The sequence below is a fragment of the Streptomyces sp. NPDC005811 genome (assembly GCF_040630405.1).
In the GTDB taxonomy this organism is placed as follows: Bacteria; Actinomycetota; Actinomycetes; order Streptomycetales; family Streptomycetaceae; genus Streptomyces.
On record NZ_JBEXXK010000019.1, the window covers coordinates 134,922 to 151,461 of the forward strand.

Annotated in this window: 20 protein-coding genes; 5 read left to right on the forward strand and 15 right to left on the reverse strand. The window is 72.8% G+C overall.

The annotated features are described in order from the left end of the window. Positions 1 to 99: 99 nt before the first annotated feature. The 11 genes from ABZ490_RS21845 to ABZ490_RS21895 form a co-directional block, all read right to left on the reverse strand. Positions 100 to 774, reverse strand: a complete 675-nt coding sequence (locus tag ABZ490_RS21845) for a hypothetical protein (RefSeq protein ID WP_358992416.1) — start codon at positions 772 to 774, stop codon at positions 100 to 102. 126 nt (positions 775 to 900) lie between these two features. Beyond that, on the reverse strand, positions 901 to 2,124 hold the full coding sequence (locus ABZ490_RS21850) for an MFS transporter (protein WP_358992418.1): 1,224 nt from the start codon (positions 2,122 to 2,124) through the stop codon (positions 901 to 903). Positions 2,125 to 2,172: 48 nt separating this feature from the next. Further along, entirely contained in the window at positions 2,173 to 3,438 is a 1,266-nt protein-coding gene (locus ABZ490_RS21855) for an ArgE/DapE family deacylase (protein ID WP_358992420.1), read from the reverse strand. A 62-nt stretch (positions 3,439 to 3,500) separates the two neighbouring features. Further along, positions 3,501 to 4,916, reverse strand: coding sequence for a HAMP domain-containing sensor histidine kinase (locus tag ABZ490_RS21860; protein WP_358992422.1), 1,416 nt, complete (start codon positions 4,914 to 4,916; stop codon positions 3,501 to 3,503). Next, positions 4,917 to 5,630 (reverse strand): response regulator transcription factor, encoded by a 714-nt coding sequence (locus ABZ490_RS21865; protein ID WP_358992529.1) that lies wholly within the window; start codon positions 5,628 to 5,630, stop codon positions 4,917 to 4,919. Between the two features lie 105 nt (positions 5,631 to 5,735). After that, positions 5,736 to 6,335, reverse strand: a complete 600-nt coding sequence (locus tag ABZ490_RS21870; RefSeq protein WP_358992423.1) for an FMN reductase — start codon at positions 6,333 to 6,335, stop codon at positions 5,736 to 5,738. Further along, positions 6,332 to 7,420: an LLM class flavin-dependent oxidoreductase gene (locus ABZ490_RS21875; protein WP_358992425.1), complete on the reverse strand. Its 1,089-nt coding sequence runs from the start codon at positions 7,418 to 7,420 to the stop codon at positions 6,332 to 6,334. Before ABZ490_RS21875 ends, ABZ490_RS21870 begins: the two co-directional genes overlap by 4 nt. A 129-nt stretch (positions 7,421 to 7,549) precedes the next feature. Next, positions 7,550 to 8,296: a TIGR03943 family protein gene (locus ABZ490_RS21880; RefSeq protein ID WP_358992427.1), complete on the reverse strand. Its 747-nt coding sequence runs from the start codon at positions 8,294 to 8,296 to the stop codon at positions 7,550 to 7,552. Then, positions 8,293 to 9,393 carry a permease gene (locus ABZ490_RS21885; protein WP_358992429.1) on the reverse strand — a complete coding sequence of 367 codons (1,101 nt, stop codon included), beginning with the start codon at positions 9,391 to 9,393 and terminating at the stop codon, positions 8,293 to 8,295. Before ABZ490_RS21885 ends, ABZ490_RS21880 begins: the two co-directional genes overlap by 4 nt. Positions 9,394 to 9,399: 6 nt before the next feature. Beyond that, positions 9,400 to 9,873 carry a MarR family winged helix-turn-helix transcriptional regulator gene (locus ABZ490_RS21890; RefSeq protein ID WP_358992431.1) on the reverse strand — a complete coding sequence of 158 codons (474 nt, stop codon included), beginning with the start codon at positions 9,871 to 9,873 and terminating at the stop codon, positions 9,400 to 9,402. A 75-nt stretch (positions 9,874 to 9,948) separates the two neighbouring features. Next, the gene (locus ABZ490_RS21895; protein WP_358992433.1) at positions 9,949 to 10,413 is read right to left on the reverse strand and encodes a hypothetical protein; all 465 of its coding nucleotides are present in this window, start codon (positions 10,411 to 10,413) and stop codon (positions 9,949 to 9,951) included. A 111-nt stretch (positions 10,414 to 10,524) separates the two neighbouring features. Between ABZ490_RS21895 and ABZ490_RS21900 the strand changes: the two genes are divergently transcribed. Beyond that, positions 10,525 to 10,860, forward strand: coding sequence for a YnfA family protein (locus ABZ490_RS21900; protein ID WP_358992435.1), 336 nt, complete (start codon positions 10,525 to 10,527; stop codon positions 10,858 to 10,860). 36 nt (positions 10,861 to 10,896) lie between these two features. Here ABZ490_RS21900 and ABZ490_RS21905 read toward each other — a convergent pair whose 3' ends face one another. Beyond that, positions 10,897 to 11,334 (reverse strand): nuclear transport factor 2 family protein, encoded by a 438-nt coding sequence (locus ABZ490_RS21905; protein WP_358992437.1) that lies wholly within the window; start codon positions 11,332 to 11,334, stop codon positions 10,897 to 10,899. Between the two features lie 89 nt (positions 11,335 to 11,423). Between ABZ490_RS21905 and ABZ490_RS21910 the strand changes: the two genes are divergently transcribed. Together ABZ490_RS21910 and ABZ490_RS21915 are read left to right on the forward strand one after the other, a co-directional pair. Then, complete coding sequence (locus tag ABZ490_RS21910) at positions 11,424 to 12,200, forward strand: SDR family NAD(P)-dependent oxidoreductase (protein WP_358992439.1); 777 nt, start codon at positions 11,424 to 11,426, stop codon at positions 12,198 to 12,200. After that, a complete protein-coding gene (locus ABZ490_RS21915) occupies positions 12,200 to 12,325 on the forward strand; it encodes a hypothetical protein (protein ID WP_358992441.1) in 126 nt (41 codons plus the stop codon). Before ABZ490_RS21910 ends, ABZ490_RS21915 begins: the two co-directional genes overlap by 1 nt. Before the next feature lie 4 nt (positions 12,326 to 12,329). Here the strand turns inward: ABZ490_RS21915 and ABZ490_RS21920 are convergent, their stop codons facing one another. Together ABZ490_RS21920 and ABZ490_RS21925 are read right to left on the reverse strand one after the other, a co-directional pair. Next, the gene (locus ABZ490_RS21920; protein ID WP_358992443.1) at positions 12,330 to 12,635 is read right to left on the reverse strand and encodes a hypothetical protein; all 306 of its coding nucleotides are present in this window, start codon (positions 12,633 to 12,635) and stop codon (positions 12,330 to 12,332) included. After that, positions 12,623 to 12,907: a hypothetical protein gene (locus tag ABZ490_RS21925; protein WP_358992445.1), complete on the reverse strand. Its 285-nt coding sequence runs from the start codon at positions 12,905 to 12,907 to the stop codon at positions 12,623 to 12,625. Before ABZ490_RS21925 ends, ABZ490_RS21920 begins: the two co-directional genes overlap by 13 nt. Before the next feature lie 89 nt (positions 12,908 to 12,996). On the opposite strand from ABZ490_RS21925, the gene ABZ490_RS21930 reads away from it, so the two are divergent. Then, positions 12,997 to 14,253, forward strand: a complete 1,257-nt coding sequence (locus tag ABZ490_RS21930) for a tyrosine-protein phosphatase (RefSeq protein ID WP_358992447.1) — start codon at positions 12,997 to 12,999, stop codon at positions 14,251 to 14,253. Between the two features lie 6 nt (positions 14,254 to 14,259). On the opposite strand, the gene ABZ490_RS21935 is transcribed toward ABZ490_RS21930, so the two are convergent. Then, positions 14,260 to 15,453, reverse strand: a complete 1,194-nt coding sequence (locus ABZ490_RS21935; protein ID WP_358992449.1) for an RtcB family protein — start codon at positions 15,451 to 15,453, stop codon at positions 14,260 to 14,262. A gap of 225 nt (positions 15,454 to 15,678) precedes the next feature. Between ABZ490_RS21935 and ABZ490_RS21940 the strand changes: the two genes are divergently transcribed. Further along, the gene (locus ABZ490_RS21940) at positions 15,679 to 16,530 is read left to right on the forward strand and encodes a DUF3558 domain-containing protein (protein ID WP_358992451.1); all 852 of its coding nucleotides are present in this window, start codon (positions 15,679 to 15,681) and stop codon (positions 16,528 to 16,530) included. Positions 16,531 to 16,540 lie beyond the last annotated feature (10 nt).

The following is a 16,540-nucleotide window of genomic DNA, read 5'->3' on the forward strand; positions in this document are numbered from 1 at the left end:
GGGCCCGGTCCGGATACGGGGAGACGGCCCCACGGCGCCTGCGCGCACGTACGGCCGAAGCCCGGGGCGCACAGGGGCGGCCCGGGTCACCGGCTGCCGTCAGACGGCAGCGGCCCCCGCGGGCGGACCCCGAGAAGTGATCGCGTGGACGAGGAGGAGCCGCGGCACCCGCTCGCTGCGGCGGCGCCGCGGCCGGACGCGCGGGCGTTCGGGTACGAGGGGCAGGGCGAGGAGCAGCCGCAGCGGCGCCGCGAGCCGGCCGGCCACCGCCCGCAGCACCCGGAACGCGGCCCGCTCACCGTGGGCCAGCCAGAGCCCGCACAGCAGCGCGGCCAGCAGGTGGGCGGCGAACATCCCGGACGAGGAGGAGCCGGCGAGGCCCTCCAGCACACCGCGGCCGGCGCCGTCGGTGTGACTCATGTGGCCCATGCCGGCCATGTGCGCCATGTCCATGCCGCCGGCCTCCATGGGCATGGACATGCCCACACCGGCGGCTCCCGCGGCCGACGGTCGCGCACCCGCCGTCTGGGCGTACTCGAACGCCCAGTGCAGCAGGGTCTGCGCGGCCACCACGACCGCGACCACCGACACCGGCCCCCGCTCCCGGCCCGCCAGGCACCAGCCCGTCGCGCCGGTCACGGCCGCCCCGGCGGCCAGCGCCCAGGCGGGCACGTGCTCGCCGGACATCAGGACGTGGCCCAGGGCGGCGAGCAGCACGCAGACGGCCGCGAACATCGCGGCACGCAGCGTACGCGTACACCACCCGGCAGTCATCGCGCCTCATCCTCGCATCCGAACAGGGCCCGTCGGTCGGAGGTACGCACATCCGCGGGCTCGCGCTCACCGCCGCCGACACCCCGGAGGAGGGAAACCGGCCGTCCGGGGTTCCCGATCGCGTCCTCAGGTGTACGGCGCCGGCAGCGGCGGGGCGTCCGCGAAGGCCCGCACCTGGCGCTGGAACAGCGGCACGACCGTGGTCACCGTCAGCGCGACCAGGCCCACCCACAGCACGGGCCCGTTGCCGAAGGCGGTCGCGGCGAGCGGGGTCAGGGCGAGACCGGCGGGCTGGAGGCCGTAGGTGCCGAGGGTGTCGATCGCGAAGACCCGGCCGAGCATGCCGGAGGGGATCGAGCGGTGCAGGGCGCTCGCCCAGCAGACGTTGAAGACGGCGTACCCGAAGCCGGTGACGGCCACCGAGGCGCCCAGCAGCACCAGCGGCGCCCCGGCCAGCAGACAGCCGAGCTGCGCGGCGAGCAGGCCCAGCGCGAGGACGGCGACCGTACCGGGGCGGCGCGGGGTCCAGGCGGCGATCGCCATCCCGCCCACGACCGAGCCGGCCGCCTGGAGCGCGACCAGCGGCCCGTACGCGGTGAACTCGCCCCGCTCCTGGAGGATGATCGGCAGCAGCACCGCAGCCGGGGCCATCACCAGCAGCAGCTGGAGGGTGCCCTGCACGATGACCGTCAGCACCCAGGGCCGCTCCCGCACGGCGGCGAAGCCCTCCCGGGCCTGGCGCAGCACACCCCCGCCCGCCGGGCCCGCGCGCCGGACGTCACCCACCCCGACGAGCGTGCCGACGCTCGCCGCGAACGTCCCGGCGTCCGCCCAGAACGCCAGGTCCGCCGAGCCGACCGCGAGCAGCAGCCCGCCGAGCGCGGGTCCGGCGACCTGGCCGGTGCGCACGGTGATCGAGCGCAGGGCGTTCGCCTTCGGCAGGTCCTCCTCCGGCACCAGGTCGGGGATCAGCGCCCCGAAGGCGGGGGTGAACACCCCGGCGGCGAACCCGGTCACCAGGGCCAGCAGCACGGGCACGGCGAGCGGCGCCCGGGCCGCTCCGAGCGCGAAGCACACCGCCGTGACCAGCCGGACCACGTCCGCCCCGGCCATCACCCACGACCGCCGCAGCCGGTCCGCCAGCACCCCGCCCAGCAGCGCGGCCCCCACCAGCGCGAGGCTCTGCGCGCCGAGCACGAGGCCGAGGTCGGTCTTCGTGTGCGCGGCGAGGAGCGCACCGGGCAGCGCGACCAGGGTGATCCCGTCCCCGACGGCGCTCGCCACCTGCCCGCACCACACCCGCCGCAGCCGCGCGTGCCGCAGCACGACGGCGAACGCCAGCACTCTCACGGGGCCCCCTCCCCGGCGGCGCGCCGGCGCCGCCCGTCACCTCACCCCTCATCCCACCCCCACCGTCCGCAGCACGGTCAGCGCGAAGGTCCGCGCCGCGTCGGTCACCTCCCGCACGGACACGTGCTCCCGGGCGCTGTGCGCGACGCCGATGTCCCCCGGCCCGAACTGGAGGGTCGGGATCCCGGCGCCGGTGTAGTGGCGCAGATCGCTGCCGTACGTCGCCCCGCGCTCCCGGGGCCGGGCCGCGCCGGTGGCGTCGGCGTACGCCTCGGCGACGGCGTCCCGCAGCGGATGCCCGGCCGCCAGCCGCCCACTGGCGAACTGCCCGCCCGGCCAGGTCACGGTCGCGGGATGCTCCCGCAGCCAGGGGTCGTCCGCGCACGCCTCGGCCACGCACCGCTCCAGCGCCGCCCGCGCGAGGGCCGGGTCCTCCCCGAGCCGCACCCCGAGCCGCCCCTCGGCGACGAGCGTGTCGGGCACGCTGCTCGCCCAGTCGCCGGAGCGCAGGGTGCCGACGGAGAGGGAGTACGGGATCGGGTACTCGGCGAGCAGCGGATCGGGGTCGCGGTTGCGGTCGCCCTCCAGCCGGGCGAGCGCCCGGTGCAGCGGCAGATAGGCGTCGATCGCGCTCACCCCGGCCTCGCGCGAGCTGGCGTGGGCGGCCCGGCCTGGCACGGTGAGCCGGAAGGTCAGGGCGCCCGCGTTCGCGGTGATCACGGTCCCGCCGGTCGGCTCGGCGATCACGCACGCGTCCCCGCCGTACCCCCGCCGGAGGGTCCCGAAGGCGCCGATCCCGCCGTCCTCCTCGCCGACGACGAAGTGCACGGCGACCCGCCCGCGCAGCCGCACCCCGGCCGCCCGGACCGCCGCCAGCGCGGCGAGCTGCGCCGCGAGCCCGGCCTTCATGTCGCACGCCCCGCGCCCGTGCACGAGCCCACCGGTCAGCCGGGGCACGAACGGATCCCCGTCCCAGGCGGCCGGGTCACCGGGCGGTACGACGTCCACATGCCCCTGGAGGATCAGCGTCGGCCCGTCCCCGCCGCCGGCCGTGTGGCCGACGAGCCCCCAGGCCTCCTCGCGCGGCACCTCCATCCCGGGGAAGTCCGGGTGCGCGCACAGCTCCGGCAGGTCCATGGACCACAGGTCGACGTCCAGCCCCAGCCGCTCCAGCCGCCCCGCCAGAAGGTGCTGGAGCTCGGACTCGGCGGCGCTCCCGGTGACGCTCGGCACCGCGATCAGCTCCCGCAGCGTCCCTACGGCGTCCGCCTCGTCGACCGCCGCCAGCACGGCCTTCTCCTGGTCACTCAGCAACCCGTCCGCCCCTCCTCACAACCGGCCCCGACGAGGTGAGCGTCGTACGCCGACCGCCCTCGTCACAACCCCCCGCCCACCGTGAACCCGATCACCGAGCCGCCGCCCGCGCGGCGGTGGGCGAACGGGGTGCCGCCGTGGGAGAGGGCGACCTCCCGCACGATCGACAGACCGAGGCCGGAGCCGGGCAGGGCGCGGGCGTCGGCGGCGCGGTAGAAGCGGTCGAAGACGCGGGTCAGGTCCTCGACGGCGACGCCCGGCCCGCGGTCGAGGACCTCGACGCGGACGACACCGGGCCGGGCGGGTCCGGTGACGGAGATCTCGACGGGCGCCACGCCCTCGCGGTCGAACTTGGTGGCGTTCTCCACGAGGTTGGACACGGCCCGCTGGAGCATGCCGGGCCGGCCGTCGGTCGTGGTGTCGCCGCTCGCCCGGACCTGGATCACCCGTCCGGTGCGGCGCCGGGCGAGCACCGCGACCTCCTCGGCGATGTCGGCGAGGTCCAGTTTCTGCGGGGGCTCGTTGTCGGCCTGCCCGGCGGCGAGGTCGACGAGCTCGTTGACCAGGTCGGTCAGCTCACGGGCCTCCTGGGTGAGGTCGGCGACCAGGTCCTCGCGCATGGCGGGCGGCAGCTCGTCGATCCGCCGCAGCAGCGAGATGTTCGTCCGCAGCGAGGTCAGCGGGGTGCGCAGCTCGTGCCCCGCGTCCTGCACCAGCCTCCGCTGGTCCTCCTCCGACTGGGCGAGCCGGCCCAGCATCCGGTCGAAGGCCCGGCCGAGCCGGCCCACCTCGTCGTGGCCGGTGACCGGCACCTGCACCCCGAGCCGCCGGGTCCGGGCGACGTCCTCGGCGGCGGTGGTGAGGATGACGAGACGGTGGGTGATGCGCCGGGCCAGCCACCAGCCGAACAGACCCGCGGCCAGCACGACGGCGGTCATCAGGATCAGGGTGCGCTGCTGGAGCGCCCGCAGCAGGTCCTCGGTGTCGCTGAACTCCTGCGCCACCTGCACCGCGCCGCGCCCGCCGCCGAGCGCGACGGTCGCGACCCGGTAGACGTCGCTGCCGACGTCGACGTCCTTGTGCTCGGCCATCCGCCCGGCCGCCGGGGCCGCCGCGACCGTCCGGTCGGCGGCCACCACGGGCAGCCGCGGGCTGCCGCTGTCCACGACCGTCCCGTCGGCCCCGAGCACCTGCACGTTCGTGCGCGCGGGCCGCACGATGTCGTGCCCCGGCGCCGCCGAGAAGAAGTCCTCGGGCGCCATCTTGTGCCCGCGCACCTCGTCCCGCAGATCCTGGACGACCTCGTCGAACACCGACTCCTGGTCGACCCGCACCAGCCGGGCCGCCGCCGAGTACGACAGCACGCCCACCAGCACGGTCACGGCGGCGGTCACCGCCGCGAAGGACACGGCGAACGTGGTCCGCAACGACACCAGCTTGGGCCGCGGCCCGCCCAGCAGCCGCCGCAGCCGGCCCACTCAGTCCTCCCGGAGCACGTATCCGACGCCGCGCACGGTGTGGATCAGCGGGGAGGCGGCCGGGTGGTCGAGCTTGCGGCGGAGGTAGCCGACGTAGACCGCGAGGTTCTTGGAGCCGGGACCGAAGTCGTAGCCCCAGATCCGGTCGTAGATCGTGGAGTGGTCGAGGACGATCCCGGCGTTGCGCACGAGGAGTTCCAGCAGCTCGAACTCGGTGCGGGTGAGCTCCAGCTCGCGCTCGCCGCGCCAGGCCCGCCGCGCCTGCGGGTCCATGCGCAGCCCGGCCGCCTCCAGGTAGCGCTCGGGCGTCTGCCGGGGGGCGGCGGCAGCGGTCTCCGCCGGGACGGGGACACCGCCGGGGTTGGTACGCCGCAGCAGGGCCCGCAGCCGGGCGAAGACCTCCTCGACGTCGAACGGCTTGACGACGTAGTCGTCGGCGCCCGCGTCGAGCCCGGCGATCCGGTCGGCGGTCTCCACCAGCGCGGTCAGCATCAGGATCGGCGTGCGGTCGCCCTCGGCGCGCAGCACCCGGCAGACCTGGAGTCCGTCGATCCCGGGCATCATCACGTCGAGGACGAGCACGTCCGGCGGCGACTTGTGGGCGTGGGCCAGCGCCTCGACCCCGTCGGCGACCGCGGTGACCTGGTACCCCTCCAGGGCCAGGGCGCGTTCCAGGGCGTGGCGGATGGCGCGGTCGTCTTCGGCGAGCAGCAGGGTGGGAGGCACGGAGCCAGTCTGCCAAGCTTTCCGGGTCGGACGACCTGATGATCTTCCTTCCGCCGGGCTTCTTACTGCCCTCTCACTCAGCCGGAGGCAACCTCATCCCGTGGGCCGCAGCGCGGCGAGCTGGTCGGCGAACGGTACGACGTCGAAGGCGTCCTTCACCGGCTTGCTCTCCCGCACCGCCGACAGCCCGCCCATCAGCGCCGCCAGCTCGCCCGCGGCCCGCTCGATCCGCTCCGGCAGCCCCTCCGCGCCCCAGTCCTCCGAGGCGGCGTAGACGGCGGTCGGGACGACAACGGCCCGCAGGTAGGAGAAGAGCGGCCGCAGGGCGTGCTCCAGGACCAGCGAGTGCCGGGCGGAGCCGCCGGTCGCGGCGATCAGCACCGGCTTCCCGGTCAGCGCGTCCGGGTCCAGCACGTCGAAGAACGACTTGAACAGTCCGCTGTACGACGCGGAGAACACCGGTGTGACGACGATCAGTCCGTCGGCGGCCCCGACCGCGTCCAGGGCGCCGGCGAGCTTCCGTCCGGGGAACCCGTTGGTGAAGTGGTGCGCGATCTCCACCGCGAGGTCGCGCAGCTCCACGACCTCGATGTCCACGGGGGACTTCGCCCCGACCGCACCGGCGAGCCGGTCGGCCAGCAGCCGGGTCGACGAGGGGACGCTCAGTCCCGCCGAGACGACGACGAGCTTCATGCCACGGTCTCCTTCCGTGCGGCCGCGAGCAGCGACCGGTGGGTGGGCGCGTCCGGCACCTCGGCCGGGCGCCCGGCGGCGAATTCCTTGCGCAGCACCGGCACGACCTCCTCGCCGAGCAGGTCGAGCTGCTCCAGGACGGTCTTCAGCGGCAGTCCGGCGTGGTCGAGCAGGAACAGCTGGCGCTGGTAGTCACCGGCGTACTCGCGGAAGGCGAGGGTCTTCTCGATGACCTGCTCGGGGGTGCCGACGGTCAGCGGGGTCTGCTCGGTGAAGTCCTCCAGGGACGGCCCGTGCCCGTAGACCGGCGCGTTGTCGAAGTACGGCCGGAACTCGCGCACCGCGTCCTGCGAGTTCTTCCGCATGAACACCTGGCCGCCCAGGCCCACGATGGCCTGCTCGGGCGTGCCGTGCCCGTAGTGGGCGTACCGGGACCGGTACAGCTCGACCATGCGCTTGGTGTGGTCGGCGGGCCAGAAGATGTTGTTGTGGAAGAAGCCGTCACCGTAGTAGGCGGCCTGCTCGGCGATCTCCGGGGACCGGATGGAGCCGTGCCAGACGAACGGCGGGACGTCGTCCAGCGGCCTCGGCGTGGAGGTGAACCCCTGGAGCGGGCTGCGGAACTTGCCCTCCCAGTCCACGACGTCCTCCCGCCACAGCCGGCGCAGCAGGGCGTAGTTCTCGACGGCGAGGTTGATGCCCTGGCGGATGTCCTGCCCGAACCAGGGGTAGACGGGACCGGTGTTGCCGCGGCCCATCATCAGGTCCACCCGGCCGTCGGCCAGGTGCTGGAGCATCGCGAAGTCCTCGGCGATCTTCACCGGGTCGTTGGTGGTGATGAGGGTGGTGGAGGTGGAGAGGATCAGCTTCTCCGTCTGCGCGGCGACGTACCCGAGCATGGTGGTCGGCGACGAGGGCACGAACGGCGGGTTGTGGTGCTCACCGGTCGCGAAGACGTCGAGCCCCACCTCCTCCGCCTTCAGCGCGATCGCGACCATGGCCTTGATCCGCTCCCGCTCGGTCGGCGTACGGCCGGTCGTCGGGTCCGGCGTCACATCGCCCACCGTGAAGATCCCGAACTGCATGGTCGCTCACCCTCCAAAGTTGTTGACCGTTCAACTATAGCCCTTGAACGGTCCCCCGCCCGCGGCTATTCCCGGCCCCGGATCCCGCCCCGGATCCCGCCGCGAATCCCGCCCCGGAGAGACCCGGTGTCAGCCCAGGGGAAGCGCGTCCATGTACGCGTTCGACGGCTTGCGCACCTTCTTCAGGCCGGTCGCGTCCAGGGCCACCGCCGCCGACGAGGTGCCCAGCCTGCCGCCCGGGTGCCAGGTCCCGGTGACCGTCACCCAGGTGTCCGCCTTCGGCGTCGTGCCGCCGTACACCCGCACCTTCAGCGTGGTGGCGTCCGCCGCGCAGCAGCTGATGAGGATCCGCGTCAGGTACCAGCCGCCCCCGCCGGCCGGCGAGGCGAACCCCGTCAGCTGCACCGCGCGCCCCTTGATCGCCCGGCTGCGGTCCTGCTGCACCCGCTGGGTGAACCCGGTCAGCGTGATCGGCAGCGGCGAGGTCGCGGGCAGCGGATCGAACCCGTCGTCCTCCACCTCGACCACCTTGGCAGGCTCCCGCGCGGCCGTGTACGAACCGAGCGCGGGCGGCGCGTAGAACAGCAGGCTCAGCACCGGCAGGAACAGCAGCCAGGCGACGCGCGGGACACCGGAGTGGTCATGGCCGTGACCCTCGTGCTCCCCATGGCCCGCGTGATGTCCCCGATCGGTCCGCCGCCCGCGCGCGGCCAGCGCCTCCAGGACCCCGAGCCCCACCAGCACCACACCCGACACGACCAGCAGCCACCGCATCCCCGGCTTCACGAACCGCAGGTACTCGTCCGTGAACAGCGCGGTCTGCAACAGCCCCAGCCCGCCCAGCACCAGCAACGCCACCCGCATGAACCGCTTCACAGCAGGACCCCTCCCACGACCGCGCTGCACACCACCGCGACGACCACCGTCGCCGAGGAGAACCGGACCGCGAAGGCCCGCCCGAACGTCCCCGCCTGCAACGCGATCAGCTTCAGGTCGACCATCGGCCCGACCACCATGAACGCCAGCCGCGCCACCGGCGAGAACCCGCTCAGCGAGGCCGCCACGAACGCGTCCGCCTCACTGCACACCGCCAGCAGGATCGCCAGCGCCGCCAGGAACAGCACCGACAGCCACGGCGACCCCGAGAACACCTCCAGCACCGACCGCGGCACCGCCACGTTGAACGTCGCCGCCGCCATCGCCCCGACCACCAGGAAGCCCCCCGCATGCAGGAAGTCGTGCTGGAAACCCTGCCGGAACTCCTCCCAGCGGCTGTGCCCCTCCCGGTGCCCGGTGTGCCGTACGGCCGGCCGCAGCCACTCCTCGCGCCCCAGCCAGAGCCACAGCCAGCCCATCACGGCCGCCGTCACCAGCGAGGCCAGCAGCCGGGCCAGCACCATCTCCGGGCTGCCCGGGAACGCCACCGCCGTCGCCGTCAGCACCACCGGATTGATCGCGGGCGCGGACAGCAGGAACGCGAACGCCGCCGCCGGATTCACCCCCCGCCCGATCAGACTGTTCGCCACCGGCACCGAAGCACACTCGCACCCCGGCAGCACCACCCCCGCCGCACCCGCCACCGGCACCGCCAGCGCGGGCCGCTTCGGCAGCAGCCGGCTGAACACGCTCGCCGGCACGAACGCGTTGATCGCCCCCGACAGCGCCGTCCCCAGCAACAGGAACGGCAGCGCCTGCACGGTCACCGCCAGACACACCGTCCGCCACGCCTGCACGGCCGGCTCCTCCAGCGACCGGCCCACGACCACCAGCACCACCCCCGGCAGCACCGCCGCGCCCAGCAGCAGCAGAAGCCAGTGCCGGGGCAGCCCCGGCCCCCGCGCGGACCCCGCCTCAACCACTTCAGCGACCTCAGCGGCCTCGGCCTGCCGGCGGGCCTGCACCACGCCGAACTCCAGCGTCTCGGAGTCCCGGAAGTCCGGTATGCCGGAGCCCCGTATGCCCGTGTCCCGCATGTCCCCCTACACCCGGCCTTCCCGCAGTCGTGCGATCCGCTCCCCGTGGAACTCCACCGTCCGCCGCATGTGCCGCACGATCACGGCCAGCTCCGCATCCGCCAGATCCGCGAACAGGGGCGTACGGTCCCCGCCCAGCCGCTCCCACACCCGCCCGAACTCCGCGATCCGCTCCGGCACCGGCGCCACCAGCACCCGCCGCCGGTCGACCGCGTCGCGCTCCCGGACCACGTACCCCGCCCGCTCCAGCCGGTCCACCAGCCGCGTCGCCGACCCCGTGGTCAGCCCGGTCAGCTCGGCCACCCGGCCCGCCGTCACCGGTTCCGGCTCCAGCGTCAGCAGGTTCAGACACTGCAGATCGGTCGGATGCAGCCCGAGCCGGTCCGCCAGCGCCTGGTTGAACAGGGCGTACGACGCCACGTACCGGCGGGAGACCACGGACAGCTCGTCCAGCAGACCCGACCGCACGTTCCCGGACATCGCCCAACCCCTTCGTCAGCGCCGCCTGCCGAGATCGTACTCAGGGGCCTCACGGCCCCCGGAGGGAGACAGCCCTCAGAAGTAGTAGGCGTCCCCGGTGTCCAGCACCAGCACCTGCTGCCGGTCGTTGGCCCGGTTGCGGTCCACCGCCCCGCCCGCCCACACCGTGTCCACGTCCAGCGTCGCCTCCGCCGGCCGGCCCCGCAGCCGTACCCCCAGCTCGATCCGCTCCCCCAGGGTGTCCGCCGCCAGCGCGCCCGTACGGCACACCACCGACCGCTCCCCGGTCCGCGCACACCCGTCCGGCATCCGCTGGGCCCGCGCCAGCGGCACCGACCAGCGCAGCCGCACCGTCGCGTCGGCCACGTCCGCCGGACCGTGGTTGCGCGGCGTCAGCCGTACGTCGACCCGCCCGCCGTGCAGCACCGCGAACCCGTGGTACGACAGATCGGCCTCCGCCGCGTCCCGCGCCACCGCGGGCGAGCCCACCGCCAGCACCCCCATGGCCCCCCACACGGCGAGCCCCCGCATCCTGCGCATAGCACCACTGCTCCCTCGGCCGGTTCCTACCGGTGGGATGTATCCCACGGCGAGCGGCAGGTGAGGCGCCCCTCAACAGGTGAAGCAGGCACGCGTGCGAGGCTGAACGGCATGTCCGTGCTGCGCTCCGCCGCCCTCTTCGTCCTCGCCGCGCTCTTCGAGATCGGCGGCGCCTGGCTGGTCTGGCAGGGCGTGCGCGAGCACCGCGGCTGGCTCTGGGCCACCGGCGGGGTCCTCGCCCTCGGCGCCTACGGCTTCGTCGCCACCTTCCAGCCCGACGCCCACTTCGGTCGCATCCTCGCCGCGTACGGCGGGATCTTCGTCGCCGGCTCGATCCTGTGGGGCATGGTCGCCGACGGCTTCCGCCCCGACCGCTGGGACGTCACGGGCGCGCTGATCTGCCTCGCGGGCATGGCCGTGATCATGTGGGCCCCGCGCGGCCAGTAGGAGATCGCCCACGGCAGGTCCCCTACCGCATGTCACCTACGGCATGTCCTCGGGCAGCAGCCCCAGCTGCCCCAGGAACTCCATCTCGTCGAAGTAGAGCCGGTAGTCGACGATCCGGCCCTGCGCGTCGACCTTCGCGAAGTCCACCCCGCGGATCCTGACCTCCTTGTCCGTCGCGGGCAGCGACTCCCCGGTCGGCAACTGGATCGGCCCCGTGTTGCGCCCGGCGAAGAACCCCTCGTCGATGGCCGTGTCACCGACCTCGTACGCGTGCACCGGCTCGTAGCGCGCCTCGGGCACCATGTCCGTCATCTGACGCCAGTACTCGACGATGCTGTCCCGGCCGCGCAGCTCCCCGCCGTCGGGCGTGACGGCGACGGCGTCCGCCGCGAAGAGCTCACCGATCACCTTCGGGTCCGTCTTCGTGGTCAGCGCCTCGGTGAGCCGGTCCATGACCTCTCGCGCCTGTCCCATGGTCCACCTCCCGGACAGAGGATCACCCACCCCGATTTTCGCACCTATCCTGGCGGGCAGGCACCCGACCACGTCCGAGGAGCAGTCCCATGGCCACCGCCGCCCCGTCCGCCGCCTCCCGCATCGCCGTCGTCACCGGTGCGAGCAGCGGAATCGGCGCCGCCACGGCCCGCCGACTCGCCGCCGCCGGCTACCGCGTCGTCCTCACCGCCCGCCGCAAGGACCGCATCGAGGCGCTGGCCGAGGAGATCGTCGCGGCGGGCGGCTCGGCGACCGCGTACCCGCTGGACGTCACGGACCGCGCGGCCGTCGACGAGTTCGCGACCGCCTTCACCACCGTCGGCGTCCTGATCAACAACGCGGGCGGGGCGCTCGGCGCCGACCCGGTGGCCACCGGCGACCCCGCCGACTGGCGCTCGATGTACGAGACGAACGTCATCGGCACCCTCAACCTCACCCAGGCCCTGCTGCCCAAGCTGGACGCGAGCGGCGACGGCACGATCGTCGTCGTCTCCTCCACCGCCGGCCACGGCACCTACGAGGGCGGCGCCGGCTATGTCGCCGCCAAGCACGGCACCCACGTCCTCGCCGAGACCCTCCGCCTGGAGATCGTCGGCCGGCCGGTCCGCGTCATCGAGATCGCCCCCGGCATGGTCAGGACCGACGAGTTCGCCCTCACCCGCTTCGGCGGCGACGAGGACAAGGCCGCCAAGGTCTACGAGGGCGTCGCCGACCCGCTCACCGCCGACGACGTCGCCGAGACCATCGCCTGGACGGTGAGCCGACCCAGCCACGTCAACGTCGACCTCCTGGTGCTGCGCCCCCGCGCCCAGGCCTCGAACACCAAGGTCCACCGGGAGCTGTGATGGCGGCGAAGGACCCGCAGGGGCCGCACGACGAACGCCAGATGTGGTGGTGGCTCGGCTACTTCCTCTTCGGCATCCACCTCGTGGCGTTCGTCATGATCTACGCGGTACGGCACGCGAAGTGACGGCTCAGGGCGCCTGACAGCCCGAATCGTCGACGATGACGGCATTGGCCGGAATGATGACCACATCATCCTCGTCCTGCTGCTGCACGAACTTCGTCGTCGCGTACGCCCGCTTGCCCTTCCCCACGCACTTGGTGGCGAGGTTCCCGAACCCGTCGGGGAAGTTGTAGACCTCGGCGGCGGAGTCCTCGCCCGCCTTCCCCGCGACGGGGGCGTCGGCCTTCCCCCGCTCGTCGTAGTACTGCTGCGAGCACCCGCCGAGCGCGAGCACGAGCACGGCCACCGCCCCCGCGGCCCTCAGCCCCCGCACGTCTCGTCCTCGACGATCTGCACATTGGACGGCCCGGTCGCGTTCGTCGTCACATACGCCCGGAACCCGTGCCCCACACACTTGGTGGCGAGGTTGCCGAACCCGTCCGGCATGTTGAACACCTCGGCCGGGGTGTCGTCCCCCGCCTTCCCGGCGACGGGAGCGTCCCCCTTCCCCCGCTCGTCCTGGTACCCCTGCGAACATCCGGCGAGCAGAGCCCCCAGGACGAGCACGCCCCCCGCCACCGCCACCGACCCACGCATCCGCTGCATCCGACACCCCCGTGTCACGACCCGAACTGGCCAACCTAAGACACCAGTTCGCCCCCACCCGGTTCCGGACCTCCGCATAAGGTCGCGCCGTGGACAGACACCTCGCGTTCGACAAGCTGCACAACTTCCGCGACCTGGGCGGCTACCGCACCGCCGACGGCCTCCGGGTCCGCCCCGGCCGCCTCTACCGCGCGGACTCCCTGGGCAAGCTGACGAGGGACACCCCGGACTGGCACCGCTTCCTGTCCCTCTCCGTGGGCACGGTGATCGACCTCCGCCACCCCTGGGAGGCCGACGCACGGGGCCGGGTCCCGACGGACCCCTCCTTCACCTGCCACAACCTCAGCATCGAACACCGCCCCTACGACCAGGCGGCACAGACCCCGGACGTGGACCCGGGCACCTACCTCGCCGAGCGCTACCTGGAGGTGGCGGAGGACGGCACGAAGGAACTGGCGGCGGCACTGGAACTGATCGCCCGCGCGGACGCCCCCCTCGCCTTCCACTGCGCCTCCGGCAAGGACCGCACGGGCCAGCTCGCGGCCCTGGTCCTGGCCCTCCTGGGCGTCCCCGACGCGACGATCGTCTTCGACTTCACCCTGACCGAACTGGCCACCGAGGCCCTGCTGTCCGACTGGCGCGCCCGCAACGAGGGCCGCTCCCCGGCCTGGCCGGCCTTCGGCCGCGCACCCGCCGCGGCGATGCGCCTGTTCCTCACCGGCCTGCGGAGCCGCCACGGCTCGGTGGAGTCCTACGTGACCGAGGCCCTGGGCCTGAACGCGACCCGCCTCACCGCCACCCTCCGCGCCCACCTCCTGGAACCCGTCGCCACCACCTGGCCACCCCCGACCTTCCGCAGGGCGACCCCGGCCGAGGCCCCCCTCCTGGTCCGCCTCCGCGACACGGCCGCGCTCTGGCAACTCGCCCACGGCATCGACCAGTGGAAGCCGGGCGAGAAGAACGAGACCCACTTCCGCGACCGCATGGAGTCAGGCGAGATCTGGCTCTCCCACACGGACACGTCCGTGACCGGCGCCTACGAACTCTGGTGGTCCGACCCCGCGGCCTGGGGCCCCCGCCCACCCGACGCCGGCTACATCCACCGCCTGATGACGACCCCGTACACGGCACCCCCCGCAACGGGCCGCGCCCTCCTGACCCACGCCGAATCCCGCATAGCCGCAGCGAACCGCCCCTACGCCCGCCTGGACTGCCTCTCCTCCAACCCCCGCCTGCGCACGTACTACGAGACGGCGGGCTACACGGTGGTAGGCGAACAACGCGAAAAGACCGACGGACCGGGCAGCCCGTACGCGGTGACCCTCCTGGAGAAACGGCTCCGGTGAGTCACCTCAGCCCTTGACGCAGACGACCTGCTTCAGCTTCGCCACGACCTCGACCAGGTCCCGCTGCTGGTCGATGACCTGGTCGATCGACTTGTAGGCGCCCGGGATCTCGTCCACGACGCCGGAGTCCTTACGGCACTCCACGCCCCGTGTCTGCTCCTCCAGGTCCTTCGTCGAGAAGCGGCGCTTGGCCGCGTTGCGGCTCATACGCCGCCCCGCGCCGTGCGAGGCGGAGTTGAAGGCCTTCTCGTTCCCGAGACCCTTCACGATGTAGGAACCGGTGCCCATGGAACCGGGGATGATCCCGTATTCGCCGGCTCGAGCGCTGATCGCTCCCTTGCGGGTGACGAGCAGATCCATGCCCTCGTAGCGTTCGCGGCTTACGTAGTTGTGGTGGCAGCTCACCTCGGGCTCGAAGGTGACCCTGGCCTTCCTGAACTCCTTGCGGAGAACGTCCTTGAAGAGGGCCATCATGAGCGACCGGTTGAACTTGGCGTACTCCTGGGCCCAGTAGAGGTCGTTCTGGTACGCGGCCATCTGCGGGGTGTCGGAGACGAAGACCGCCAGATCGCGGTCGATCAGCCCCTGGTTGTGCGGGAGCTTCTGCGCCACCCCGATGTGATGCTCGGCCAGTTCCTTGCCGATGTTCCGGGAACCGGAGTGCAGCATCAGCCAGACGGATCCGGTCGTATCAGTACACACTTCGATGAAATGATTTCCGGATCCGAGCGTTCCCATCTGCTTCGAAGCCCGCTCCCGCCGGAACTTCACCGCGTCCGCCACCCCGTCGAACCGCCCCCAGAAGTCGTCCCACCCCCCGGTCCCGAAGCCGTGCAGTCCGCCCGGGTCGACGGGGTCGTCGTGCATCCCCCGGCCCACCGGAATCGCCTGCTCGATCTTCGAGCGCAGGCGGGACAGGTCGCCCGGCAGGTCGTTCGCCGTCAGGGAGGTCTTCACCGCGGACATTCCGCAGCCGATGTCCACGCCGACCGCCGCCGGGCAGACCGCGCCCTGCATCGCGATGACCGACCCGACCGTCGCGCCCTTGCCGTAGTGGACGTCCGGCATCACGGCCAGGCCCTTGATCCACGGCAGGGTGGCGACGTTGCGCAGCTGCTGGAGTGCCACGTCCTCCACCGACGCCGGGTCGGTCCACATACGGATCGGCACCTTCGCGCCCGGCATCTCCACGTACGACATATCGTCCTCAATCCCCCGGATATACAGCAGAAGTCCCAAGTCGCAAAACCGGCGCCAAGATCAACGAATAGGACATCGGACCGGCGTCCACGGTGTTGCGTGCGATACACATTGTCTGCCGGGGCCGCCCCCGTCCGGCAAGCGATTAAGCAGCGGGGACACTGGACCAAGATCGCCACCCGATCGCCACCCGATCACCACGCGAACCGTCGAGAGGAGCCGACCGTGCACCGGAAGGCCTACGTATCCGGCATCGCCGCACTCCTCGCGGCACTGCTGGCCGGCTGCACCGGCAGTTCGGACAAGGGCGGTTCCACGGACGACTCCAACCCCGGCGAGGCCGGCACCGCCTCGGCCACCGCACAGCCCGGCAAGTACACGACCCTCCCCGAGGCGTGCAGCGCCGTCGGCCGCACCACGCTCGACTCCCTGCTGCCCGGCATCAAGGAACTCACCGACGAGCAGCAGCGCGAGACCGCCTACGAGGGCGAGGCGACCCTGACGTTCGACACGGACCGCAAGGTCGGCTGCCGCTGGAAGGTGCAGTCGGCGGACGCCACGGACCATCTCTTCGTCGACCTCGAACGCGTCGTCTCCTACGACAACTCCGTCAGCGACGACGACGAGGCCCAGGAGTTGTTCGCGCGCAAGGTGGCCGCCGCCGACATCCCGGAGCCCGCGGCCTCCGATTCCGGCACGAACACCCCTTCGTCCAGCCCTTCGTCCACCTCGTCACCTTCCTCCGCTTCGCCCTCCTCCTCCGGTTCCGCCGCCTCCTCCGCGTCCCCCTCCGCCTCCGGCTCGACCGGCGCCTCCCCCTCCTCCACCCCCACCGACCTCCAGCCCCGCCTGCTGGACGACCTCGGTGACGAGGCGTTCGTCGACGACGCGCTCAGCAGCTCGGGTTCCACGGTCAAACAGCGCACGGTCACTGTGGCGTTCCGCACGTCCAACGTCATCGTGACCATCGAGTACGAGGAGCAGCCGGCGACGGTCGGAACCGTCCCGGACAGCAAGGAAATGCAGGACAAGGCCCGGAAACTGGCTTCTCAGCTCGCCGACTCCCTGGCCGGATAACGGCCTTCGG